Raw genomic sequence first — 23,034 nt, forward strand, 5'->3', positions numbered from 1 at the left:
CCGGGGAGGTCCGTCGGCTCAGTCGACGAGGGCGGTTGCGAGGTCGGTGGGGACGAGTCGCCGGCTGGCGACGAGTCGCTCCGCGACCAGGACGGTCACCGTCTGGGCGGCCATGATCCCGAACAGCACCAGCACCTGGGCAGTGGCGGCCTGCACCGGGGTCCCGCCGCCGAGCATCACGCCGATGAAGGCGCCGGGCAGTGTCACGACACCGGTCGTCTTCACCTGGTCGAGCCCCGGCAGTAGCGCCTCGGGCGCGCGGCGGTGGACGATCTCGAGGACGGCCTGGCGGGGGAGCAGGCCGAGGGACAGACATGCTTCGTACTGGCTGTGCTCCTCGCGCAGCGCCGCGAAGGCGCGGCGGCCCACGAGGGTGTGAGCCGTCATGGCGTTGCCGACGATGATGCCGACCACAGGGATGAGCGCGATGCCCTCGGGCGGGATGGTCCCCGTGCCGAGGACGACTGCGACCACGGGCAGGACGCCGGCGGCCATGGCCAGCGCCGCCCACCGCCAGGCACGCGGCGCCTCGACCCGCCGCGAGGTGGTCAGCACACCCATCGCGAACATGACCCCGATCAGGGCGACCGACAGCGGCAGGCTGTCCACGACGGCGGCGATGAGCAGGGCCGCGACCCCGAGCTGGGCGATGGCCCGCACCGCCGCGACCAGGACCGGGCGCTCGAGGTCGTACCCCGCCACCCGGTGTGCTGCCAGCGCGAGGGCCAGCAGGAGCGTCAGGGCGATCGCGACGGGCCACCCGGGGTCGATGCTCACAAGCGTCACCGTATGCCGCGTGTCCCGGGCGCGTGGCCCAGCCACGCGGCATACCCACGCGCCGTGCTGGGGACGAGCGCAGCGAGACGATTTCTGCAGGGGCGTCTGCTCGTGGCAGAATGACTCCTTGCGCCTGCGTGACCAGCGGCCCCTGCCACAGGGGGAGTGACCGGGCAGTGTTCCGGCCACGCGGCCAGTGACGCACACGGCGCACAGCACGTCTCATGCACGCCATCACATTCATCACGCACCACCAACACCCTGGGCGACCTGTGGCGCCGAGAAGAAAGCGAATCCGCCATGCAGCGTTTCGATGCGATCGACAAGGCCTCCCTCCGCGACGACATCCCGGCCTTCCGCGCCGGTGACACGATCAACGTGCACGTCAAGGTCGTCGAGGGCACCCGCTCGCGCGTCCAGGTCTTCAAGGGCGTCGTGATCCGTCGCCACGGTGGTGGAATCGGCGAGACGTTCACCGTCCGCAAGGTCTCCTTCGGCGTCGGCGTGGAGCGCACCTTCCCGCTGCACACCCCGATCATCGACCACATCGAGCTGGTCACCCGTGGTGACGTCCGTCGCGCCAAGCTCTACTACCTGCGCGACCTGCGCGGCAAGGCTGCCAAGATCAAGGAGAAGCGCGACACGGTTACCGCCAAGTAGGGCGGACCCATCTCTCCCTCAGGTGTCCCGGCACACGCCGGCACAGCCCTGAGGGTTAGGCTCCGGATGCGATGAACCCCGGACCGGAATCACCCCAGCACGACCCGGCCGCCGCTCCAGTCCAGACTGATGCGGCGGTCGCGTCGGAACGCCCACGTGGCGGCCCTTCGTGGCTGCTGCTGGCGGGTGTCGCCCTGCTGGTGATGATGCTGGTCCGGGGTTTTCTCGTGCAGTCGTTCTACGTGCCTTCGGGATCGATGGAGCCGACGATCGAGCCGGGCGACCGCATCCTGGTCAACAAGCTGGTCTCCGGCGACTCACTGCGGCGAGGGGATGTCGTCGTCTTCGACGGCACCACGAGCTTCGCGGCCGCCGAGCGCGAGCCGCACAAGGACGACGGGCTGATCGGACGGACACTGGGCGGCGCGGCCTCCCTGGTCGGTCTCGACCTCGGTGAGCAGGACTTCGTCAAGAGGGTCATCGGCCTGCCCGGCGACCACGTCGTCTGTTGTGACGCCCAGCACCGCCTCACCGTCAACGGCGCGCCGCTGGCCGAGCCCTACCTCTTCTCGGGGGACCAGCCGAGCGAGCTCACCTTCGACGTCACCGTGCCTGCTGGCCGGCTCTGGGTGATGGGCGACCACCGCAGCGACAGCGCGGACTCCCGCTCCCACCTCGGCGACGCCGGCGGTGGCACCGTGCGGCTGTCCGACGTGATCGGCCGCGCCAGCGCGACCTACTGGCCGCTGTCGCGCCTCGGTGGCTTCGACACTCCGGAGGCGTTGGCCGACATCCCCCGTGTCGGTGCCCCGTGAGTGGCAACACGCGCGACGGCGACGCTGGATGGCTGGGCTACGACGCGGAGCCCCCGCGGGCCGCTGAGGTCGATCATGTCGATCAGGTCGATGCGGTCGATGCGAGGAAAAAGGAACAGCAGGTGGGATCCACTGACCCGGCGTGGCTGCGCCACGACCCCGAGGCCGAAACCGACGAGTTCGTCGAGCCGGAGGCGTCAAGCGCGTCCACGGCGTCCTCAGCGTCCTCAGCGTCCACGGCATCCACGGAATCCCGCAAGGAACGCCATGCCGACGAGGCGCCGGTGGGCGGCCTGGCGGTGCTCGGTGCCGCCATCAGGGAGTTCGCGATCGTCGTGGGGATGGCGCTGGTGCTGTCCTTCATCGTCAAGACGTGGCTGCTCCAGGCGTTCTACATCCCGTCGGGGTCCATGGAGGACACCCTCGTCCTCAACGACCGCGTCATCGTCAGCAAGCTGACCCCGGGCCCGATCGACCTCCAACGCGGCGACATCATCGTGTTCGCCGACCCCGGCCAGTGGCTCGACGCCACCACCCCGGTCAAGCACGGAGCGCTGGGGCAGATCGTCAGCGACACCCTGACCTTCGTCGGGCTGTTGCCCGACAACGCCGAGAACCACCTCATCAAGCGCGTCATCGGGCTGCCGGGCGACCACGTCGTCTGCTGTGACGAGGGTGGCCGGATCACCATCAACGGCACCGCCATCAAGGAGCCCTACCTCAAGCCGGGCGACGCGGCGAGTGAGCAGGACTTCGACATCACGGTGCCGAGCGGCCGCGTCTGGGTGATGGGCGACCACCGCTCCAACTCCGCCGACTCACGCGCCCACGACGGTCCGGAGAACGACGGCAGTCAGGGTTCGGTCGACGAGCGCCTCATCGTGGGCCGTGCGGTGGCCCTGGTCTGGCCGTTGGACCACCTGACCTGGCTGTCCAACCCCAAGGCCACCTTCGCGACCGTGCCCGCTCCCGACGCCGGCGGCGCCGATGCGCCGMCGGGCGAGGGCGGTTCCCCGACAGGCGGGTCCGACGGGGGCGCAGACGGTCAGGGCGGCGGCGAGGTGGGCGGCACCGACGCCCCGGACGGATCGGGCTGACCAGTGGCCCAGGCACCAGAGGCGCGACGCAGTCGCAAACCCAACCTGCGGGTCGAACGTCAGCTCCAGCGAGACGGGCACCGCATCCTCGCCGGCATGGACGAGGTGGGCCGTGGCGCCCTCGCGGGCCCCGTGAGCGTCGGCGTGGTCCTCATCGATGAGACCTGTCGCAGCGCGCCTGCCGGCGTGAAGGACTCCAAGCTGCTCACGCCCGCGGCGCGGGTCGCGATGGTGCCTCGGATCCGGCGGTGGGCCCTGACGTATGCCGTCGGCCACGCCTCTCCCGACGAGATCGACGAGCTGGGGATCATCGCCGCGCTGCGCCTGGCGGGGTGCCGCGCGCTCGCCGCCGTGGACGTCGTACCCGACCTCGTCATCCTCGACGGCAACCACGACTGGCTCACGGCGCCCGACGAGGTGGGGCTGTTCGCCTTCGCGTCCGAGTCCGCGCCACTCGCCCCGCCGGTCACGACGATGATCAAGGCCGACCTCAAGTGCTCGTCCGTGGCCGCCGCGTCGGTCCTGGCCAAGGTGGAGCGCGACGCGATGATGGTGGCCGCCGCCCCCGACCACCCGGCCTATGGCTGGGACGAGAACAAGGGGTATGCCGCGCCGGAGCACCTCGCGGCGCTGGAGGCCTTCGGCGCCACCGACCTGCACCGCAGGTCATGGCGGCTCCCCGGCATCTCGGGAGATGATGGGACTGGTCTCGGCGATCGGGCAGGGCAGGGTGCGAAGGGTGCACCCGACGTGACGCAGGTGGAGATGAGTGCGCGATGAGTTCAGAGGACCTGGAGAAGTACGAGAGCGAGATGGAGCTGCAGCTCTATCGGGAGTACCGCGATGTCGTGGGGCTGTTCTCCCACGTGGTGGAGACCGAACGTCGCTTCTACCTGTGCAACTCCGTGGACGTGAAGGTGCGTTCCGACGGTGGCGAGGTGTACTTCGACGTGACGATGGCCGACGCCTGGGTGTGGGACATCTACCGGCCGGCGCGGTTCGCCAAGCAGGTGCGGGTCGTGACGTTCAAGGACGTGAACGTCGAGGAGCTGGCCAAGTCCGACCTCGAGCTGCCCAAGGGGCAGGGCTTCTAGGTCCCAGACGGGCGGGGCGGCCAGCCACGGTGGCTGAGCGCGCGACAGCGGCAGGAGCGGCGCCGTATCGGGAGTCAGCACCCACAGGGCGGCCGGGTGGGTCGGCCCGGTCCACAGTCCGACGCGATGCTGCTGTCAGCGGGATGGGCACGCGGCTTGGCTTGGGGCATGGCACACCAGACAGATCCGCGGAGGGCGCTGGGGGAGTATGGCGAGCGACTGGCCGAGCGCTACCTGAGGGAGCGCGGGGTGGCGGTCATCGACCGCAACTGGCGATGCGCCCGCGGCGAGATCGACCTGGTGGCCAGGGACGGCGACTGCCTCGTCTTCTGTGAGGTCAAGACACGCCGGACCCAGCGGTTCGGCGCCCCTGTCGAGGCCGTGGACTGGCGCAAGGCCTCCCGGCTGCGACGGCTCGCGTCCGCGTGGCTGCAGGCCCACGACGAGCACCCCGGCCGGATCCGGATCGACGTGATCGGCATCCTGCGCCCGGTGGCCGGCCCGGCCCGGCTCAGGCACGTCAAGGGGGTCGGCGGATGACCTTCGGGCGGACCCGGTCCGTGACCTTGGAGGGGCTGGCGGGGGCCATGGTGGAGGTCGAGGCCCACCTGTCGGGGGGCCTGCCGGCGTTCATGCTGGGTGGGCTGCCCGACACGGCCTGCGCGCAGTCACCCAACCGGGTGAAGGCCGCGGCGGCGAGCATCGGCAGGTCGCTGGCCCAGGACCGCCTCACGGTCAACCTGTCTCCGGCGTCGATCCCCAAGAACGGCAGCGGGTTCGACCTGCCGATCGCCGTGGCCGTCGTGGCAGCGCTCGCGATGGTGCCTCCCGAGCGGGTGCGAGATGTCGTGCACCTCGGTGAGCTCGGGCTCGACGGTTCGGTCCGCCCGGTCCGCGGAGTGCTGCCGGCGGTCCTGTCCGCAGCCCGGGCCGGGTGCCGGGACGTCGTGGTGCCCGTGGCCAACGCAGCCGAGGCACGGCTGGTGCCCGACATCCGAGTGCATGCCGTCAGCCACCTCGCCGATCTCATTTCGGCCTACTCCGGGGGGTCCGAAACCCTGGGCCTGGGTGTTCCGGACTCGGCGATCGCGCCAGCCGTGGCTCGAGCGGATCCGCCGGACCTCGCCGACGTCGTCGGTCAGGGCGAGGCCAGGACAGCGCTCGAGCTGGCCGCCGCGGGCGGTCACCACCTGTTCCTGCTGGGGCCACCCGGCTCGGGCAAGACGATGCTCGCCGAACGCCTGGTCTCGATCCTGCCCCGGCTCAGCCGCGAGCAGTCAATCGACGTGCTGGCGGTGCGCTCCCTGCTGGGCGTGACGGCAGCCGAGCTCGACGTCGAGGGGCTGCCCCCCTTCGTCGCCCCGCACCACAGCGCCACCCAGGCAGCCATCATCGGCGGCGGCAGCAGTGCCGTGCGACCCGGAGCGATCTCGCAGGCCCACCACGGGGTGCTGTTCCTCGACGAGGCTCCGGAGTTCAAGACCCAGGCCCTCCAGGCACTGCGCCAACCGTTGGAGTCCGGCCACGTCGTCGTCTCGAGGGCCCGGGCCACCGTGCGTTTCCCGGCACGGTTCCAGCTGGTCATGGCCGCGAACCCGTGTCCCTGTGGGATGGGCTTCGGCAAGGGGATCGGCTGTGCCTGCACCCCCATGGCCAAGCGCGGCTACATAGGCCGCCTGTCAGGGCCCCTGCTCGACCGGGTCGACCTGCAGGTGCACGTGCCTGCGGTGACCCGGGCCTCGCTCGCAGGTCTGACCGGCGAGAGCAGCGCGGTGGTGGCCGCCCGGGTGCGGGAGGCGCGGGGCGCGCAGGCGCAGCGATGGAGCTCGACGTCGTGGCGCGTCAACAGCGAGGTCCCCGGCTCCCAGCTGCGGCGTGGGCGGTGGCGGCTGCCCAAGTCGGCCACCGTCGACATCGACCGAGCGCTGGATCGCGCGCAGCTCACCTTGCGGGGCTACGACAGGGTGCTGCGAGTCGGGTGGACCCTCGCCGACCTCGGCGGGCGCAGCACGCCGGTGCGCGACGACCTGGGCACCGCCCTGGCCTTGCGCAACCAGGGGCCGGTGGCGGCGTGACGGCACCACTGACCCGCCGAGGTGAACGCGCGGCACGGGTGGCCTGGGCGCGACTGGTCGAACCCGGCGACGCTGACGTTGCGGCCCGGATCGCGGCGGCCGGTGCGGAGGAGGCGTTGCACACCATGGGCCCCGACACGCCCGTCGGCGCGAGGATGGCGGGGCGGCTCCCCGGGCTCGACGTCGACCGCGACTTCGAGATCGCTCAGCGGTTGGGCGCCCGCATCATCATCCCGGGCGACGACGAGTGGCCACGGGGCTTCGAGGACCTGGCCGCGCCACCGCTGTGCCTGTGGCTCCACGGACCGGCAGACCTCGCGGAGGCGGCGGTCCGCAGCGTCTCGATCGTCGGCGCGCGCGCCGCCACGGGCTACGGCGTCCATGTGGCCAAGGACCTCGCCGCGGGCCTGGCCGAACGCGACTTCACGGTCGTGTCCGGTGCGGCGTACGGCATCGACGGTGCTGCGCACGAGGGCGCCCTCGCCGTGGACGGGGTGACCATCGCCTTCGTGGCTGGTGGCATCGAACGGCCCTATCCGAGCGGCCACGCCGGGCTCCTGGACCGCATCCGTGCGACTGGTCTCGTGGTCAGCGAGGTGCCGCCGGGATCCGCTCCCACCAAATGGCGCTTCCTCAGCCGCAACCGGCTCATTGCCACGCTCACCCAGGGCACGGTCGTCGCCGAGGCGGGTCTGCGCAGCGGCTCCCGCAACACGGCGCGGCTGGCGGGGGAGCACCTGAGGGTCGTCTGCGCAGTGCCGGGACCGGTGTCCTCCGCGGTGTCGGCGGGGTGCCACGAGCTGATCCGTGACGGCGCCACCCTGGTCACCGATGCGGCCGAGGTGGCTGAGGAGGTGGGTCCCATCGGGGAGCTGGCCCCCCGCAAGCGGGGGCCTTCGGAGCGGGCCGACGACCTGTCGCCCAGCCACCAGGCCGTCCTGGCCGCGCTCCCGACGCGCAACGCCGTCAGCGCCGAGGATCTGGCCCGCCGGTGCGGGCTCGCCTCCCACGAGGTCCGTAGCGCGTTGGGTGTCCTCGACGTCGCCGGACTTGCGCTCCGCGCCGGAGGTGGCTGGCGTAAACCCGCAGTGCCCCGGTGAGCTGCGGGGTGGCGGCTTGTGCCGCGTCGCTGCGTTTGCGACGGTGACGGCGTGAGTCAGTCCACGGCGCAGACGCTTGCCGCGTTCGAGCGCCACCTGCGCAGCGAGCGAGGTCGGTCGGAGCACACCACTCGGGCCTATCTCGGCGACCTGCGCGGTCTGGTCGAGTTCCTCGCGACCGAGTGCGAGATGACCGACCTCGCCGAGGTGGGGTTGCGTGACCTGCGTGGTTGGCTGGCGGCCCAGGCTGAGTCCGGGGCCGCGCGCTCCACGATCGCGCGGCGGTCTGCCGCAGCCCGGACCTTCCTTGGCTGGGCCGCGCGCACCGGGCGGATAGAGCACGATCCCTCATTGCGGCTGGCCGCACCCAAGCGCGCCGGGCACCTCCCCGAGGTGCTGCGGCAGTCCGACGCGACCGCCCTCATGGACGTGGCCGCGGTGGCCAGCGACGACCAGGACTCGATGCACCTGCGCGATCGAGCCGCGTTGGAGCTCCTGTACGCCAGCGGGATCCGCGTCGGCGAGCTCACTGCCCTCGATATCGACGACCTCGATCTCGACCGCGGAGTCGTGCGCGTGATGGGCAAGGGTGGCAAGGAGCGGACGGTGCCCTTCGGAGGCCCGGCGCGGGAGGCAGTTCAGGCCTGGCTCGCGCTCGGACGACCACAGGTGGCAGCGGAAGGCAGCGGTCCGGCCCTGCTTCTGGGGCGTCGGGGTCGTCGGGCCGACCCACGACAGATCAGGGCCGCAGTGCACTCCCTGCTCGAACACGTGCCGAACGCGCCGGACCTCGGCCCGCACGGGCTGCGCCACAGTGCGGCCACCCACCTGCTCGAAGGGGGAGCTGACCTGCGGCTCGTCCAAGAGCTGCTCGGCCACGCGTCGCTGGCCACCACCCAGATCTACACGCACGTCTCCGTCGACCGGCTCAAGCAGTCCTACCGGCAGGCGCATCCGCGTGCGTGACGACGGTGTCGAGTTCACGGCGGTCGACAGCCGGGCGTGCCGCGGTCCTCGAGCCACCCCGAGGGGGGAAGATGGGCGCGAGAGTCGTCCGTCGGACCGAGGTGGTCTGCAGCCCCGAGAGGAGCAGTGCCAGCGCGTGAGTGAGGACTCGCGGGGGACCCGCAAGCAACCTCGGCACCGCCGCCGCCCGAGTCGGCAGGTGCGGCTCCGTCGTACCATCGCCGGCACCGTCATCCTCCTTCTCGTGGTCGTGATGACCGTGCGGCTGACCACTCGGGTCGACCCGACCCCGGTCAGTGCAGGCTCTGCCTCTCGCATCACCGCTTCCGCGAAACCTTCCCCGGCAGCGTCCCGGACGACCAACAACGAGGACGGCTCGGCGACGACCGAGACAGCTGCGGCGGGTGCTGTCGAGGTTCCGCAGAACGGCACGGGCAAGATCACGGTCGTCTCGGTGCCCCAGACTCCCGTGGCGACCTCCGGGCGGACCGTCAAGTACACGGTGGAGATCGAGGGCGGGTTGGGTGTCGACCCGGCTCAGGTGGGTTCGACGATCCAGTCCGTGCTGCTCGATCCCCAGGGGTGGCAGAAGGTCGACGGTGTCCGCTTCGTCAACGTCACACCTCAGCAGGCGGCCGCGGGCGCCCACGTGGACGTGCGGGTCACGCTGGCGAGCCCGGGCCTGACCGACAGGCTGTGCGCTCCGATGCGGACCCTGTCACAGGTCTCGTGCTGGAACGGCGAGCGGTCGGTGCTCAACTTCCGCCGGTGGGCTCTCGGTGACGACAGCTACGGCTCCGATGTGGCGCTCTACCGTGTCTACCAGGTCAACCACGAAGTCGGCCACGGCCTGGGTCACCAGCACCGGACGTGCCCCGGCAAGGGCAAACGCGCCCCCGTGATGGTGCAGCAGACCCTCGACCTCGGTGGCTGCAAACCCTGGCCCTACCCCTCGGGCGCCTGACCGAGCGGCAACTGACGCATTGGCAGCAGGCGCACTCGCTGGCCGCCCTGCAGGAACACCATGGGGTCGAGGTAGGTGTCGCCTCGGATCGCGCCGAGGTGCAGGCACAGCGCGGGGACGCAGTGTGAGCCGGTCTCCTGCAGTCGCCCCAGGACGCCTCCGCGCGCCACCGCCGAGCCTGTCACCACCTCGGGTGCCAGCGGCTCGTAGGTGGAACGGATGCCCGACGCGTGGAGCACGCTCACGGTGCCGCGACCCGCGATGCTGCCAACATGGGTCACCACTCCTGCCTCCACCGCGCGGACCTCCTGCCCTGACGCCCCTGCGAGATCCACGCCGCGGTGCCCGGCGCCGTACGTCGTGGCTGGTCGCAGGAACGGCCGGACGAGGGCCGGCCGCGGCTGGAGCGGCCAGGTCCACCGGCCGAGCAGCCCGGGGGAGCCCGGCGCCCTGGCGGCAGGCAGGGTCGGGGCCGCGGACGGCGCCCCTTGGTCCGGGGCGGCAGACGTCGAGGGCGGCGTCTCGAACGGCGGCGCTGCCTGGACGGTCGACTCCGGGCGGTCGGGAGGAGGCGTCGAGACCGTGGTGCCGGCGAGGACCAGGGCCGAGAGCGGGAGGACCAGGGCCGAGGCGGGGAGGAGAACGGCGAGGGGATTCATCCACCCACCATCACCGCAGAATCCCAGGGGCGCTGGTGATGCCCGGACGACTGTGGACAAGGTCGGGCCGCGGCCGGCCACGTGGACGAAGGGTGCCGATACTCGGCCTTCGGCTACAGCCGGGTCAGCCGCTCCACGGCCTCGTGGAGCACCTCGTCCCGCTTGCAGAACGCGAACCGCACCAGCGTCCTCGCGGCCTCCACGTCGTCGTGGAAGACCGACACGGGCACACCCACCACCCCCGCGCGCCGTGGCAGCTCACGGCAGAAGGCGAGGGCGTCCTTGGCCCCCAGAGGAGCGGCGTCGGCCACCACGAAGTACGTCCCGCCGGGCACCGACACCTCCAACCCCGCCGACCGCAGTCCGGCGACGAGCAGGTCTCGCTTGCCCTCCAGCGAGCGCGACAGCCCGGCATACACCTCGTCGTCGAGACCGAGGGCGACCGCGACGGCGGGCTGGAAGGGCCCGGACCCCACGAAGGTGAGGAACTGCTTGACCGCGCGTACCGCTGCCACTGCAGCCGCGGGGCCGGACACCCAACCGACCTTCCACCCGGTCGCGGAGAAGGTCTTGCCGGCCGACGAGATGGTCAGGGTGCGCTCCCACATCTCCGGCAGGGTCGCGACGGGCACATGGACCGCGTCGCCGAAGACCAAATGCTCGTAGACCTCGTCGGTGACCACCCAGGCGTCGAACTCCCTTGCGAGAGAACAGATCAGCTCGAGCTCGGCCCGACTGAAGACCTTGCCCGTCGGGTTGTGTGGAGTGTTCAGAAGCACGAGTCGGGTGCGCGACGAGAAGGCCGCACGCAGCGACTCCTCGTCGACCGCGAAGTCGGGGAACCGCAGCACCGACGTGCGCCGCACTGCGCCCGCCAAGGCGATCGACGCGGCATACGAGTCGTAGTAGGGCTCGAAGGTGACCACCTCGTCCCCTGGTTCGCACAGGGCGAGGATGGTCGCGGCGATGGCTTCGGTGGCGCCGACGGTGACCAGCACCTCGGAGCGCGGGTCGAGAGTGAGGCCGTAGAAGCGCGTCTGGTGGGCGGCGACGGCGTCGAGCAGCTCGGGGACGCCGGGGCCAGGCGGGTACTGGTTGCGGCCGCCGTCGATGGCCGCCTTGGCCGCGTCGAGCATCGCCCGCGGCCCGTCGGTGTCGGGGAAGCCCTGACCGAGGTTGACGGCGCCGTGCTCGGTGGCCAGAGCCGTCATCTCGGCGAAGATCGTGGTGCCGAAGGGCGCAAGCGAGGGTTTGCCGGGCGGTCGGGCCATGGCCCGAGGGTATGCCGCGTGGCCGGGTGGGCGGCGGACCTAGCCGTGACCTTCGGCGTGGTCGTCGTCGGTGGGCGAGGCATCGTGCGACTCGTCGGCGTGGGCGATGTGGCCCAGCTGGCGCCAGACGAGGGCGAGCGTGACCCCGGACCCCGCGAAGGCGAACCAGAACGGCGCCGCGAGCCCCCACTGCTCGGCGATGACGCCGCCCAAGCCCTGTCCGACGACCAGCCCGAGGAACAGGCCCACGACGTAGACGCTGCCGACGCGGCCCTGGAAGTCCTGCGGCACGGCTCGCATGCGAACCGTCTGGGACACCGTGCCCCAGACGAAGGCGTAGCCACCGAAGACCACCATGATCGCGATGGCGAGCCACCCGACCGTGGTTAGGGCGAGGGCCAGGTGGGTCAGGACCTCCAGCAGCAGGCAGCCGCGCATGAGCGTCGCGAGGGAGATGCGGCGCTCGAGCCAGCCGTACGCGCCGGTGCTCACCAGCCCACCCGCGGCCGCGGCGGTGGTCAGCAGGCCGAACCCGACCTCGCCCAGGTGGAGGCGGTCCAGGGAGTACAGCACCAGGACGGACCAGGCCGCCCCCCACGTGATGTTGAACGCGAAGATCACCAGTGCGAGGGTGCGCACTGGCGCGTGCCCCCGGATCCAGCGCAGGCCGTCCGCGATGTCGCGACGGACATGGGTGTCCGGAACGCCCCGGACCCCGCCGGCGGGAGTGGCGATCCTGGCCACCAGGACGACGCTGAGGGCCACGCAGAGCACCTGGGCCACGAAGGGCCAGGCCATGCCCGCGGCGAAGAGGAACGCGCCCAGGGGCGGCCCGACGAGCTGGTTGGCCGTGAGGAACCCCGCCTGGATGCGGGCGTTCCCGATGCCGAGGTCGGGCTTGTCCACCAGCATCGGCAGCAGCGTGCCCGTCGTGGTGTCCGCGAACACCTCGGCCACGCCGTAGACGAACATCGTGGCCAGCACGAGCCCGATCGAGACCTGTCCGGTCACGATGGTCACGCTGAGGCCTGCGACGACGAGGGTGCGCAGCAGGTCGGCGACGATGACCACGCGACGCCGGTCGAGCCGGTCGGCGACGGCTCCGGCCCAGAGGCCGAACAGGAGCCAGGGCAGTCGCTGCAGCACGGCGGCGAGGGCCACCAGCACCGCGTTGCGGGTCTGCGAGGCCACCAGCAGCGGCCCCGCGGCCAGGGCGATCCCGTCGCCGATGTTGCTCACCCACGAGGACGCGAGCAGCCAGCGGAAGCTGCGGCCGAGCCGCGGTGGGGCGACGACGTCGACGATCGGGCTGAGCCTGCTCACGACCGACCAACCTAGGGCCACGGGAGGGGACCCCGGCGGATTTCGCTGCCGGGCCCGTCAGCACGTACGATGGTCGGCGGTCCACGTGTGTTCGCACACGCAGACCTACTTCGCGCGTCTTCCGCCCGCTGACTCGGCTCGCCGACGAAACGGGGGCGCACCACAGCAGTCCGGTGAGTATGCCGGTGGGGTGCGTTGCAGGCGCCAGGCAGGTAGTCGCACCCATGCGGCATACCGACGCAACTGACAACGAACCAAGGAGACACGGCATGGCCGTCGTTACCATGCGCCAGCTCCTCGAGAGCGGCGTCCACTTCGGGCACCAGACCCGTCGCTGGAACCCCAAGATGAAGCGCTTCATCATGACCGAGCGCAACGGCATCTACATCATCGACCTGCAGCAGTCGTTGACCTACATCAACAACGCCTTCGAGTTCGTCAAGGAGACGGTCGCCCACGGCGGTTCCATCCTCTTCGTCGGCACGAAGAAGCAGGCCCAGGAGCCCATCGCCGAGCAGGCGACCCGGGTCGGGATGCCCTACGTCAACCACCGCTGGCTTGGTGGCATGCTCACCAACTTCAACACGATCTCCAAGCGCCTCACGCGCCTCAAGGAGCTCGAGGAGCTCGACTACGACAACGTCGCAGGGTCGGGCTACACCAAGAAGGAACTCCTGATCTTCAAGCGGGAGAAGGACAAGCTCGAGAAGACCCTCGGCGGCATCCGCAACATGGCCAAGGTCCCCTCGGCCGTGTGGATCGTGGACACCAAGAAGGAGCACCTCGCGGTGTTCGAGGCGCGCAAGCTCGGCCTGCCGGTCATTGCCATCCTCGACACCAACTGTGACCCCGACGAGGTCGACTACAAGATCCCCGGCAACGACGACGCGATCCGCTCCGTCACCCTGCTGACCCGCGTCATCGCCGACGCCGTGGCCGAGGGCCTCATCGCCCGCAGCTCCGGCAAGTCCGGCGAGCAGGCCGAGGGTGTCGTCGCCGGTGACGAGCCGATGGCCGAGTGGGAGCGCGAGCTGCTCGGTGGCGACGCCGCCGAGACCGCCGCGGCTGCCGCACCGGAGGCCGGCGCGACCGCTGCCGCCGACGCGACTGAGGCTGCTCCCGTCGAGGCGCCCGTCGCCGAGGCCACCGAGGCGCCTGCCGCCGAGGAGACCACGGCCCCCGAGGCTGTTGCCGCCACCGAGGAGACCGCTGCCCCCGAGGCACCGGCCGCCGAGGAGACCGCTGCTCCCGAGGCCGCTGCCGAGGCCCCGGCCAAGGCCTGAGCCCACCTGTCCGCATCCTTGCCTGACGGCATGGCCACCTTGCTAGAAAAGAGCTGAGAAACATCTATGGCGAACTACACCGCCGCTGACATCAAGGCCCTGCGTGGGTCCACGGGCGCCGGCATGCTCGACGTCAAGAAGGCGCTCGACGAAGCCGACGGCGACCGTGACAAGGCCACCGAGATCCTTCGCGTGAAGGGCCTCAAGGGCGTCACCAAGCGTGAGGGCCGCACCACGTCCAACGGACTGGTCGCTGCCCAGGCCGGTGACGGCGTGGGCACCCTCGTCGAGGTCCTGTGCGAGACCGACTTCGTGGCCAAGAGCGAGAAGTTCATCGCCCTGGCCGCCGAGGTCCTCGCCCAGAGCGTCGCCTCCGGTGCGGCCGACGCGGACGCGCTGCTCAAGAGCTCGCTCGAGGACGGTTCCACCGTCCAGGAGCTGCTCGACAACGCGAACGCGACCATCGGCGAGAAGATCGAGGTCAAGCGCGTGTCCCGCGTCGAGGCCCCGGTCGTCGTGTCCTACCTGCACAAGACCAGCCCCGACCTGCCCGCCCAGATCGGTGTGCTGGTCGGCGCCGAGGGTGGCGACGAGCAGCTCGCTCGTGACGTGGCCATGCACATCGCGGCGTTCAGCCCGACCGTGCTGACCCGTGACGAGGTCGACCCGGCCACCGTCGAGCAGGAGCGTCGCGTTGCCGAGGCCACGGCCAAGGAGGAGGGCAAGCCCGAGGCTGCCCTGCCCAAGATCGTCGAGGGTCGCGTGAACGGCTTCTTCAAGGAGAACGTCCTGGTCGAGCAGCCGTTCGCCAAGGACGCCAAGAAGACCGTCGAGAAGGTCCTCGCCGAGGCCGGCACGAAGGTCACCTCCTTCGTCCGCTACCGCGTCGGCGGCTGACCACGCTCCACGCACGTCCACGACGAGGCCCCTCACCGGTTGGTGAGGGGCGCCACATGTCGCCGTCGTCCAGCTTCGCGCTGTCGTTGAACTCGAACGTGGCGTACCGCGCCTTGAACTTGCTGGCGGGCTTGAAGAACGCGACCGCCTTGCCGTCGCGCTTGTAGGCGGGCATGCCGTACCAGGTCGAGGCCTCGAGGTGCGGAGCCGCCTTGGTGATGATCGCGTGGAGGCGCTCGGCCAGCTCGCGGTCCTCCGGGGGCATCTCGGCGATCTTCTCGAGCAGGTCCTGCTCGCCACCGGCGCCCTTGGCCTCCTTGGCGCGTTCCTTCATGGCGGCGCGCTCGTCGGCGGTGAACCCGCTCTTGCTGCCGGCGGTCCTCGTCGCAGCCGTCGTCGTCGCCTTCTTCGCTGTCGTCTTCGCGGTGGTCTTCGTCGTGGTTGGCATCGGGGTCCTCCCGGGTCGTGGTGGGCTGTCGAGACCATTCTCGGAGCGCGGGCACCCCGGGCGCTTCTCGAAAACTGATCACTTCTGGCGCATACTCACCCCATGGGGAGACGAACGAAGCACACGCCACCCGCGCCCGAGCGTGCTCGGGTGCAGCCGGACTTCAGTCACCTGCCCGAGCGGGTCGCGCCCGAGGACATGACGACGACTCATGATGTCGACCCCGGTCCCGATCCGCGCGGTGGACGCGACACGGACACCGAGTTCATGCTGCGGAACGCGGGTTTCTGACCCGAGCAAACCCTGACCCGGACTGCTCACCAGGTCGCTCAGAAGATGTGAACGCGCTCCTCCGGGGCCAGCCACATGCCGTCGCCCTCGGTCACCCCGAACGCCTCGTGGAACTCGTCGCAGTTGCGGACGGCGTTCGCCCGCACCTCGGTGGGGGAGTGCGGGTCGATGGCGAGCAGCCGCCTTGCCTCCTCGGTGCGCGCCTTGCCGGACCAGACCTGCGCCCAGCCGAGGAAGAACCGCTGGGGACCGGTGTAGCCGTCGAGCTCGGGGGCGTCCTGGCCCTGGGTGGCGATCCGGTAGGCGGAGTAGCCGATGGCCAGCCCGCCGAGGTCGCCGATGTTCTCGCCCACCGTGAGCGCGCCGTTGACCAGCTCATCGGGGGCGGCAAGCGGGGAGAGGGTGCTGAACTGGGCGATGAGGGCCTGGGTGCGCTCGTCGAAGCGGGACCGGTCCTCCTCGGTCCACCAGTCGCGCAGGGCGCCGGTGGCGTCGTACCGCGACCCCTGGTCGTCGAAGCCGTGGCCGATCTCGTGGCCGATGACGGCACCGATCCCGCCGTAGTTGACGGCGTCGTCGGCCTCCAGGTCGAAGAACGGCGGCTGCAGGATGCCGGCCGGGAAGACGATCTCGTTCATCAACGGGTGGTAGTAGGCGTTCACCGTCTGCGGCAGCATCAGCCACTCGTCGCGGTCGATCGGACCGCCGAGCTTGTCGAGCTGGCGCTGGAGCTCGAACTCGTTGGCGCGGCGCACGTTGCCCACGAGGTCGTCATCGATGGTCAGCGAGGAGTAGTCCCGCCAGCGGTCGGGGTAGCCGACCTTGGGCGTGAACGACGCGAGCTTGGCCAGCGCCTGCTCACGGGTCTGCGGGCCCATCCAGTCGAGCCCCTCGAAGGACCGGCGGAACGCCTCGACGAGGTTGCCGACGAGCTCGAGCATCCGCTCCTTGGCCTCCGGCGGAAAGAACTCCGCGGCATACAGCTGGCCCACGGCCTCGCCGATCGAACCCTCGACGAGCGAGACCCCGCGCTTCCAGCGCTCGCGGTTCTCCGGAAGGCCCGAGATGACCCGACCGGTGAAGTCGAACTCGGCGTTGACCAGCTCCTTGCCCAGCAGTGGTGCCGCCGACGCGACGACGTGGAAGGCGAGCCAGTGCTTGAAGTCGTCGATGGCGACCTCGTCGAGCGCGACGGACAGGCCCTCGAGGTAGGACGGTTGACCCACGACCACGTGCTCGAACGCGTCGCGGGCCTCGAGCCCGCCGACGAAGTCACCCCACAGCACGTTCGGGGCGAGGCCCTCGAGGGCGTCGTAGGCGTAGGGGTTGTAGCTCTTGACCGCGTCGCGGGTGGCGACGTTGTCCCAGTGGTGGCCGGCCAGCCGCGCCTCCAGGGCCACCACGCGGGCAGCCGGCGAGTCGTCGTCGGTCGACCCGTCGCCGATGCCGGCGAAGCCGAGCATCCGGGCCACGTGCGGCAGGTATGCCGCGAGGATGGCTGCGTGCCGCTCCTCGCGGTAGTAGGACTCGTCGGGGAGGCCCAGGCCGCCCTGACCGAGGTAGAGGACGTACTCCTCGGGGTTCTTGGCGTCAGGGGCGACGCCGAAGTCGAACAGGCCCGGTCCACCCTGGCGCTGCAGCCGCCCGAGCGCGAGGAACAGGTCGTCGGTCCCGCTGATCGCCGCGATGTCGGCGAGGTCCTTCTCGATCGGGGTCAGCCCGAGCGTCTCGGCACGCGCCTCGTCCATGAACGACCGGTAGAGGTCGCCGACCTTGCGGGTGGGCGAGCCGGGAGCGGCACTGTGGTCGGCCGCGGCCCGCTCGATGATCGTGCGCACCCGCTCGTCGGACTGCTCACGGAGCAGGTCGAAGGTCCCGTAGCGGCCCCGGTCGCTGGGGATCTCCGTCGTGGCGACCCAGCTGCCGTTCGCGTGCCCGAACAGGTCGTCCTGCGGGCGAACCGTCTCGTCGCGGTGCCCCGGAAGGATGCCTGACCTCATGCGCTTGTCTCCCTTGGTGCGTCGATGGACCCGCCGTGGGCTGCCGACCGTGGTCTGCGAAGTGCCGACTGCGTGGATGGTGACACCCTGCCACGCAGGGCGGACGCTGGTGCAACCGACACCATGCCGCCCCCGGGAGTGTGGAAGTATTCGGTGACCGCCCGCACATCTCCAGGAGGATCCCTCGTGACTGCTGCCCCCGAGCAGACCGCCCCAGCCGGATCGTCCGCCCCTGGCTCGCCGACCCCGCATCGCCGGGTCCTGCTCAAGCTCTCCGGCGAGGTCTTCGGTGGTGGTCGCGTCGGACTGGCGCCCGAGGTCGTGCGCGGGATCGCCCAGCAGATCGCCCAGTCGGTCAACGAGGGCATCCAGGTGGCCGTCGTGATCGGTGGTGGCAACTTCTTCCGGGGCGCGGAGCTCCAACAACAGGGGATGGACCGGACCCGCGCCGACTACATGGGCATGCTCGGCACGGTGATGAACTGCCTCGCCCTGCAGGACTTCCTCGAGAAGGAAGGCATCGAGACCCGCGTCCAGACCGCGATCACGATGGGCCAGGTCGCTGAGCCCTACATCCCGCGTCGCGCCATCCGCCACCTCGAGAAGGGCCGTGTGGTCATCTTCGGCGCCGGCGCGGGTATGCCGTTCTTCTCCACGGACACCGTGTCCGCCCAGCGAGCGCTCGAGATCAAGTGCGACGCCGTGCTCATGAGCAAGAACGGCGTGGATGGCGTCTACGACTCCGACCCCCGCACCAACCCGCAGGCCCGCAAGCTCGACGAGATCAGCTACCAGGAAGCGCTGCAGCAGGGGTTGCGCGTGGTCGACGCTGCGGCGTTCAGCCTGTGCATGGAGAACAAGCTGCCCATGGTCGTGTTCGGCATGGAAGGCGAGGGCAACGTGGTGCGGGCGTTGCGCGGTGAGAAGATCGGCACGCTGGTCACACCGGGCTGATTCGGCACCTGTCCGATCCACCCACCAGACTGACCACACCACGACCGGCGCCGCCCCGACAGGGAAGCGCCCGAGAAGGAGCAGGACATGATTGAAGAGACTCTCCTCGAGGCCGAAGAGAAGATGGAAAAGGCCGTCGAGGTTGCCAAGGAGGACTTCGCGGGCATCCGGACCGGCCGGGCGACCCCGGGCATGTTCAACAAGCTCACCGTCGACTACTACGGCGCTCCGACCCCGCTCCAGCAGCTGGCGTCCTTCCAGACTCCCGAGGCGCGCACCATCCTGATCACGCCGTTCGACAAGTCGGCGATGCACGAGATCGAGAAGACGCTGCGCGACTCCGACCTGGGCGTGAACCCCAGCAACGACGGCAACGTCATCCGCTGCGTGCTGCCCATGCTCACCGAAGAGCGTCGCAAGGACTACGTCAAGCTGGCTCGACACAAGGGCGAGGACGCCAAGGTGTCGATCCGCAACGTCCGCCGCAAGGCCAAGGACGAGCTGGACAAGCTGGTCAAGGACGGCGACGTCGGCGAGGACGACGGCAGCCGCGCCGAGAAGGAGCTGGACGCGAGCACCAAGAAGTACGTCGAGCTCATCGACGAGCTGCTGAAGGGCAAGGAGACCGAGCTGCGCGAGGTCTGAGCGGCTCGCCCTCCACCTCACCCAGCGCTGGTCATGAACATGCCCCAGTCCCGTCGCGACCGTCGCGCGGCCCGCACCGCCTCCGACGCCGCGGGTTCTGGCGCGCCCGGAAGGTCGCCCTCGCCGGGGCCCACGCACGATGGTGGCGCTCCGAACGGGTCCGGCGGCGCGTCGGCTCGGGGCGGCCGGCCGTCGAAGGCGGGCCGCAATCTGCCGGCAGCGATCGGGGTCGGCCTCGGCCTGGGTGCACTGATCATCGGCTCCCTGGTCCTGCGCAAGGAGCTGATGCTCGGCATCATCATCGTGGCCATCGCCGTCGGCGTGTGGGAGCTGCGTCGAGCGTTGGCCCAGGTGTCGATCAACGTGCCGCTGGTCCCCAGTCTCGTCGGCAGCGTCAGCATGCTCGTCTCGGCCTACGTCGGCGGTGGCGAGGCGCTGGTCGTGACCGTCGGTCTGACCTGTGTCGGCATCCTGCTGTGGCGCATCGCCGACGGGGTGCTCGACGCGGTCCGCGACATCGCCGGGGGATTCTTCGTCGCGGTCTACCCCTCGTTCCTCGCCGGCTTCGCCGCCCTCATGCTGGCCACGCCGCACGACGGCGCCCGCCGGGCCTTCCTCTTCATCCTCGTCGCGGTGCTCAGCGACGTCGGCGGCTACGCCTTCGGTGTCCTGTTCGGCAAGCACCCCATGGCGCCGTCGGTCAGCCCCAAGAAGTCCTGGGAGGGGTTCGCCGGCTCGATGGTCGCGTGCGTGGTCGGTGGCGCGATCGCGGTGGTGCTGACGCTCGACGGGCCCTGGTGGGGTGGCGCGCTGCTGGGAGCCAGTGCAGCGGTGGCCGCCACCGTCGGTGACCTCACCGAGTCCACGATCAAGCGTGACCTCGGTATCAAGGACATGGGCACGCTGTTGCCCGGCCACGGCGGGATCATGGACCGGCTCGACTCGGTCCTGCTCGTCGCGCCCCTTGCCTGGGCGCTGCTCGCCTGGGTCGTCCCCCCTGCCTGAGGGCACGGCATACGCGCTCACCTGCGAGACTGGGGGCATCATGACCACGGACCTCCCCGAGCCCACGAGCGAGCGCCCCCAACCGGGCCAGCTCACCTTCGCCGCCCCTCGTCGGGGCAAGCCGCCCCGCCACCTTGCCGACCTGTCTCCGGCAGAGCGCAAGGAGGCTGTCGAGGCGTTGGGACACAAGGGCTTCCGGGCCAAGCAGCTGTCGACGCACTACTTCGAGCGCTTGGTCGCCTCGCCCGAGGAAATGACCGACCTGCCCAAGGCGATCCGTGACGAGCTCGTGGCCGACCTGCTCCCGACCTTGCTCACCCCCATCGTGCAACGCACCGCCGACGACGGCATGACGATCAAGAACGCCTGGCGGCTGCACGACGGCGCGATCGTCGAGTCCGTCCTGATGCGCTATCCGAGGCGCGTGACCATCTGCATCTCGAGCCAGGCCGGCTGCGGCATGAACTGTCCCTTCTGCGCGACGGGACAGGCCGGGCTCACCCGCAACATGAGCGCCGCCGAGATCGTCGAGCAGGTCGTGTACGGCGCGCGCCTGCTGCGCAGCGGCGAGCTCGCGCAGGGCGCGGGCAGCGTCGGGGGGCGGGCTGCGCACGCGGCCGAGCACCCAGCCGAGCTCGGCGACGAGGACGACACCGAAGGAGACGGCCCGGTCGAGGTGACCGGTCCCACCCGCATCTCCAACGTCGTGTTCATGGGCATGGGCGAGGCGCTGGCCAACTACAAGGCCGCGATCGGCGCGATCCGGCGGCTGACCGACCCTGCGCCGGACGGTCTGGGGATGTCGGCGCGCGGCATCACGATGTCGACGGTCGGCCTGGTCCCGGCGATCGACAAGCTCGCCACCGAGGGGATCCCGGTCACGCTGGCCCTCTCGCTGCACGCGCCCGACGACGACCTGCGCAACGAGCTCGTACCGATCAACACCCGGTGGAGCGTCGACGAGGCGCTCGATGCGGCTCACCGCTATTACGAGGTGACCGGTCGGCGCGTGAGCATCGAGTACGCACTCATCAAGGACATCAACGACCACGCCTGGCGGGCCGACCTCCTGGGCAAGAAGCTGAACGCCCGGGGGCGCGGCTGGGTGCACGTCAACCCGATCCCGCTCAACCCCACGCCGGGGTCGAAGTGGACGGCCTCGCGACCCGGGGTCGAGCAGCAGTTCGTCGAACGGCTGCGCGCCCACGGCATCCCGACGACGATCCGCGACACCCGGGGCCAGGACATCGACGGCGCCTGCGGTCAGCTCGCCGCCTCGACGGCGTAGTGAGCCGGCGCCCCTGAAGCCGTGCTCTCGAGCGTTAATAGACGCGATCGAGGGCGTTTCGTGACGCTCGGCGGGCAACTCGTCCCACCTGCCGGGACCCGTTGCGCTGTGGTGTGCACCACACGCGCTCAGGGGTGCCTGGTGCCGCGATTTCGCACCGGATGGGGGCGTGATCTGCCTATGCTCGTGCGGTGATCCTGCGTGCGCCCATCCCGACTCTCGGGGCTGTCCTGCTGCTCCTCACGGGCTGCGCAAGCGCCGACCCCGGGCCGGTGGCCGCCCCGACGCCGCCCGCGACCGCGACCGCGACCTCGACGCCGGCGACCGCCACGACCTCGTCAGGTCACCAGCACGCTGGCGCCACGGCGCCGCCTGAGGCGCCGCTGCGCTCGGGGGAGCGCTTCGTCACGCTCCGGATGCCCGCGGCCTACACCCCGAAGGCGCCGGCCGCCCCGGGCACCGACGACTACCGCTGCTTCCTGCTCGACCCCGGCCTGACCGCCAAGTCCGTCGTGACCGGCATCAACGTGCTGCCCGGCAACCCCGACGTCGTCCACCACGTGATCCTGTTCCGGGTGCCGCCTGACAAGGTGGCGGCGGCGGAGAAGATGGACAGCAGCCAGGGGGGCCAGGGCTGGACCTGCTTCGGCGGCACCGGTGTGGAGAGCCAGGGCGCCGGCCTCAACGGCGCGCCGTGGCTGGGTGCGTGGGCACCCGGCGGCGGCGAGCGCGTGCTCGCCCCCGATCTCGGTATGCCGGTCGAGGCCGGCTCGCGCATCATCATGCAGGTCCACTACAACCTCCTTGTCGGACGGTCGCCCGACCAGAGCGCCGCCAAGCTGCGGGTGGCCGCTGACGACGGGTCGCGCCAGACCCTGCAGACCGTGCTGCTCCCGGCGCCCGTCGAGGTGCCGTGCCGCCCGGGCAAGACAGGCCCACTGTGCGACCGGGCTGCAGCGATGGCCGACGTGCAGCGACGGTTCGGGGGCGCCAGCCGCGCGGGAGACGCCCTGCACCTGCTGTGCCCCGGCAACAAGGCGGGCCCGACGCAGACCTGCACCCGGCCGGTGAACCAGGGCTCGACGATCCGGGCGGTGGCCGGGCACATGCACCTGCTCGGCACCAAGATCTCGATCACGGTGAACAAGGGCAAGGCCAACGAGCGCACCGTCCTCGACATCCCGATCTGGGACTTCGACGACCAAGGGAGCCGCCCGGTCAACCCCCCCGTCAGGCTGAAGATCGGGGACACTCTCACGGTGTCGTGCACCCACGACCAGAGCCTGCGCGACAAGCTGCCCTCGTTCGAGGGCCAGCCGGAGCGCTACATCGTCTGGGGCGAGGGCACCACCGACGAGATGTGCCTCGGCATCGTGATGGTCACCCGCCCGTAGCCCTCCCGTCCGCCCCTAGGCTGACCGC

Annotated in this window: 24 protein-coding genes; 18 read left to right on the forward strand and 6 right to left on the reverse strand. The window is 70.7% G+C overall.

Translation table 11 applies throughout. The features are described 5' to 3' along the window. Nucleotides 1–18 precede the first annotated feature (18 nt). Nucleotides 19–777: an ABC transporter permease gene (locus AC1DYG_RS14795; protein WP_477640620.1), complete on the reverse strand. Its 759-nt coding sequence runs from the start codon at nt 775–777 to the stop codon at nt 19–21. A 300-nt stretch (nt 778–1,077) separates the two neighbouring features. Here AC1DYG_RS14795 and rplS point away from each other — a divergent pair, with 300 nt between their 5' ends. From rplS to AC1DYG_RS14845, 10 genes are all read left to right on the forward strand, one after another. After that, nucleotides 1,078–1,437, forward strand: coding sequence for a 50S ribosomal protein L19 (rplS, locus tag AC1DYG_RS14800; protein ID WP_477640621.1), 360 nt, complete (start codon nt 1,078–1,080; stop codon nt 1,435–1,437). 71 nt (nt 1,438–1,508) lie between these two features. Continuing rightward, nucleotides 1,509–2,252: a signal peptidase I gene (gene lepB / locus AC1DYG_RS14805; protein ID WP_477640622.1), complete on the forward strand. Its 744-nt coding sequence runs from the start codon at nt 1,509–1,511 to the stop codon at nt 2,250–2,252. Between the two features lie 122 nt (nt 2,253–2,374). After that, nucleotides 2,375–3,349, forward strand: a complete 975-nt coding sequence (gene lepB / locus AC1DYG_RS14810; protein ID WP_477640623.1) for a signal peptidase I — start codon at nt 2,375–2,377, stop codon at nt 3,347–3,349. A 3-nt stretch (nt 3,350–3,352) separates the two neighbouring features. Continuing rightward, nucleotides 3,353–4,129, forward strand: coding sequence for a ribonuclease HII (locus tag AC1DYG_RS14815; protein WP_477640624.1), 777 nt, complete (start codon nt 3,353–3,355; stop codon nt 4,127–4,129). Beyond that, nucleotides 4,126–4,443, forward strand: coding sequence for a DUF2469 domain-containing protein (locus AC1DYG_RS14820; RefSeq protein ID WP_140741572.1), 318 nt, complete (start codon nt 4,126–4,128; stop codon nt 4,441–4,443). The genes AC1DYG_RS14815 and AC1DYG_RS14820 overlap by 4 nt, the downstream gene beginning before the upstream one ends. A gap of 168 nt (nt 4,444–4,611) precedes the next feature. After that, nucleotides 4,612–4,983: a YraN family protein gene (locus AC1DYG_RS14825; protein ID WP_477640625.1), complete on the forward strand. Its 372-nt coding sequence runs from the start codon at nt 4,612–4,614 to the stop codon at nt 4,981–4,983. After that, nucleotides 4,980–6,518 (forward strand): YifB family Mg chelatase-like AAA ATPase, encoded by a 1,539-nt coding sequence (locus tag AC1DYG_RS14830; RefSeq protein WP_477640626.1) that lies wholly within the window; start codon nt 4,980–4,982, stop codon nt 6,516–6,518. The genes AC1DYG_RS14825 and AC1DYG_RS14830 overlap by 4 nt, the downstream gene beginning before the upstream one ends. Further along, nucleotides 6,515–7,618, forward strand: coding sequence for a DNA-processing protein DprA (gene dprA / locus AC1DYG_RS14835; RefSeq protein WP_477640627.1), 1,104 nt, complete (start codon nt 6,515–6,517; stop codon nt 7,616–7,618). Before AC1DYG_RS14830 ends, dprA begins: the two co-directional genes overlap by 4 nt. Before the next feature lie 51 nt (nt 7,619–7,669). After that, entirely contained in the window at nt 7,670–8,584 is a 915-nt protein-coding gene (locus AC1DYG_RS14840) for a tyrosine recombinase XerC (protein ID WP_477640628.1), read from the forward strand. Between the two features lie 136 nt (nt 8,585–8,720). Beyond that, nucleotides 8,721–9,548: a DUF3152 domain-containing protein gene (locus tag AC1DYG_RS14845; protein WP_477640629.1), complete on the forward strand. Its 828-nt coding sequence runs from the start codon at nt 8,721–8,723 to the stop codon at nt 9,546–9,548. Here AC1DYG_RS14845 and AC1DYG_RS14850 read toward each other — a convergent pair. The 3 genes from AC1DYG_RS14850 to AC1DYG_RS14860 all read right to left on the reverse strand — a co-directional run bounded on the left by AC1DYG_RS14850 (nt 9,530) and on the right by AC1DYG_RS14860 (nt 12,801). Further along, nucleotides 9,530–10,207 carry a M23 family metallopeptidase gene (locus AC1DYG_RS14850; protein WP_477640630.1) on the reverse strand — a complete coding sequence of 226 codons (678 nt, stop codon included), beginning with the start codon at nt 10,205–10,207 and terminating at the stop codon, nt 9,530–9,532. The two genes, AC1DYG_RS14845 and AC1DYG_RS14850, sit on opposite strands and share 19 nt — an antisense overlap. 113 nt (nt 10,208–10,320) lie before the next feature. Further along, the gene (locus AC1DYG_RS14855) at nt 10,321–11,478 is read right to left on the reverse strand and encodes a pyridoxal phosphate-dependent aminotransferase (protein WP_477640631.1); all 1,158 of its coding nucleotides are present in this window, start codon (nt 11,476–11,478) and stop codon (nt 10,321–10,323) included. A 39-nt stretch (nt 11,479–11,517) separates the two neighbouring features. After that, complete coding sequence (locus AC1DYG_RS14860; protein WP_477640632.1) at nt 11,518–12,801, reverse strand: MFS transporter; 1,284 nt, start codon at nt 12,799–12,801, stop codon at nt 11,518–11,520. A 269-nt stretch (nt 12,802–13,070) separates the two neighbouring features. On the opposite strand from AC1DYG_RS14860, the gene rpsB reads away from it, so the two are divergent. Together rpsB and tsf are read left to right on the forward strand one after the other, a co-directional pair. Beyond that, nucleotides 13,071–14,084, forward strand: a complete 1,014-nt coding sequence (gene rpsB, locus AC1DYG_RS14865; protein ID WP_477640633.1) for a 30S ribosomal protein S2 — start codon at nt 13,071–13,073, stop codon at nt 14,082–14,084. Nucleotides 14,085–14,150: 66 nt separating this feature from the next. Next, nucleotides 14,151–14,981: a translation elongation factor Ts gene (tsf, locus tag AC1DYG_RS14870; RefSeq protein ID WP_477640634.1), complete on the forward strand. Its 831-nt coding sequence runs from the start codon at nt 14,151–14,153 to the stop codon at nt 14,979–14,981. On the opposite strand, the gene AC1DYG_RS14875 is transcribed toward tsf, so the two are convergent. Next, on the reverse strand, nt 14,947–15,429 hold the full coding sequence (locus AC1DYG_RS14875) for an iron chaperone (protein WP_477640635.1): 483 nt from the start codon (nt 15,427–15,429) through the stop codon (nt 14,947–14,949). The two genes, tsf and AC1DYG_RS14875, sit on opposite strands and share 35 nt — an antisense overlap. A 102-nt stretch (nt 15,430–15,531) precedes the next feature. On the opposite strand from AC1DYG_RS14875, the gene AC1DYG_RS14880 reads away from it, so the two are divergent. Continuing rightward, on the forward strand, nt 15,532–15,720 hold the full coding sequence (locus tag AC1DYG_RS14880; RefSeq protein WP_477640636.1) for a heme biosynthesis protein HemY: 189 nt from the start codon (nt 15,532–15,534) through the stop codon (nt 15,718–15,720). A gap of 38 nt (nt 15,721–15,758) precedes the next feature. On the opposite strand, the gene AC1DYG_RS14885 is transcribed toward AC1DYG_RS14880, so the two are convergent. Continuing rightward, nucleotides 15,759–17,720: a M13 family metallopeptidase gene (locus AC1DYG_RS14885; protein ID WP_477640637.1), complete on the reverse strand. Its 1,962-nt coding sequence runs from the start codon at nt 17,718–17,720 to the stop codon at nt 15,759–15,761. A 186-nt stretch (nt 17,721–17,906) separates the two neighbouring features. Between AC1DYG_RS14885 and pyrH the strand changes: the two genes are divergently transcribed. The 5 genes from pyrH (at nt 17,907) to AC1DYG_RS14910 (ending at nt 23,006) form a co-directional block, all read left to right on the forward strand. Then, a complete protein-coding gene (gene pyrH / locus AC1DYG_RS14890) occupies nt 17,907–18,674 on the forward strand; it encodes a UMP kinase (RefSeq protein WP_477640638.1) in 768 nt (255 codons plus the stop codon). An 87-nt stretch (nt 18,675–18,761) separates the two neighbouring features. After that, nucleotides 18,762–19,319, forward strand: a complete 558-nt coding sequence (gene frr / locus AC1DYG_RS14895) for a ribosome recycling factor (RefSeq protein ID WP_477615449.1) — start codon at nt 18,762–18,764, stop codon at nt 19,317–19,319. A 33-nt stretch (nt 19,320–19,352) separates the two neighbouring features. Continuing rightward, nucleotides 19,353–20,324, forward strand: coding sequence for a phosphatidate cytidylyltransferase (locus AC1DYG_RS14900; protein WP_477640639.1), 972 nt, complete (start codon nt 19,353–19,355; stop codon nt 20,322–20,324). A gap of 40 nt (nt 20,325–20,364) precedes the next feature. Next, on the forward strand, nt 20,365–21,612 hold the full coding sequence (gene rlmN, locus AC1DYG_RS14905) for a 23S rRNA (adenine(2503)-C(2))-methyltransferase RlmN (protein WP_477640640.1): 1,248 nt from the start codon (nt 20,365–20,367) through the stop codon (nt 21,610–21,612). A gap of 191 nt (nt 21,613–21,803) precedes the next feature. Continuing rightward, complete coding sequence (locus AC1DYG_RS14910; protein WP_477640641.1) at nt 21,804–23,006, forward strand: monooxygenase; 1,203 nt, start codon at nt 21,804–21,806, stop codon at nt 23,004–23,006. The last annotated feature ends 28 nt before the right edge of the window (nt 23,007–23,034 follow it).

Source organism: Pedococcus sp. P1_H8, from assembly GCF_056405175.1.

Coding starts and splice junctions, on each gene's coding strand:
- AC1DYG_RS14830 (WP_477640626.1), top strand. CDS start 4,980: ATGACCTTCGGGCGGACCCGGTCCGTGACCTTGGAGGGGCTGGCGGGG.
- AC1DYG_RS14825 (WP_477640625.1), top strand. CDS start 4,612: ATGGCACACCAGACAGATCCGCGGAGGGCGCTGGGGGAGTATGGCGAG.
- rpsB (WP_477640633.1), top strand. CDS start 13,071: ATGGCCGTCGTTACCATGCGCCAGCTCCTCGAGAGCGGCGTCCACTTC.
- AC1DYG_RS14885 (WP_477640637.1), bottom strand. CDS start 17,720: ATGAGGTCAGGCATCCTTCCGGGGCACCGCGACGAGACGGTTCGCCCG.
- rlmN (WP_477640640.1), top strand. CDS start 20,365: ATGACCACGGACCTCCCCGAGCCCACGAGCGAGCGCCCCCAACCGGGC.
- rplS (WP_477640621.1), top strand. CDS start 1,078: ATGCAGCGTTTCGATGCGATCGACAAGGCCTCCCTCCGCGACGACATC.
- AC1DYG_RS14900 (WP_477640639.1), top strand. CDS start 19,353: ATGAACATGCCCCAGTCCCGTCGCGACCGTCGCGCGGCCCGCACCGCC.
- frr (WP_477615449.1), top strand. CDS start 18,762: ATGATTGAAGAGACTCTCCTCGAGGCCGAAGAGAAGATGGAAAAGGCC.
- AC1DYG_RS14875 (WP_477640635.1), bottom strand. CDS start 15,429: ATGCCAACCACGACGAAGACCACCGCGAAGACGACAGCGAAGAAGGCG.
- AC1DYG_RS14850 (WP_477640630.1), bottom strand. CDS start 10,207: ATGAATCCCCTCGCCGTTCTCCTCCCCGCCTCGGCCCTGGTCCTCCCG.
- AC1DYG_RS14820 (WP_140741572.1), top strand. CDS start 4,126: ATGAGTTCAGAGGACCTGGAGAAGTACGAGAGCGAGATGGAGCTGCAG.
- lepB (WP_477640622.1), top strand. CDS start 1,509: ATGAACCCCGGACCGGAATCACCCCAGCACGACCCGGCCGCCGCTCCA.
- AC1DYG_RS14855 (WP_477640631.1), bottom strand. CDS start 11,478: ATGGCCCGACCGCCCGGCAAACCCTCGCTTGCGCCCTTCGGCACCACG.
- tsf (WP_477640634.1), top strand. CDS start 14,151: ATGGCGAACTACACCGCCGCTGACATCAAGGCCCTGCGTGGGTCCACG.
- AC1DYG_RS14880 (WP_477640636.1), top strand. CDS start 15,532: ATGGGGAGACGAACGAAGCACACGCCACCCGCGCCCGAGCGTGCTCGG.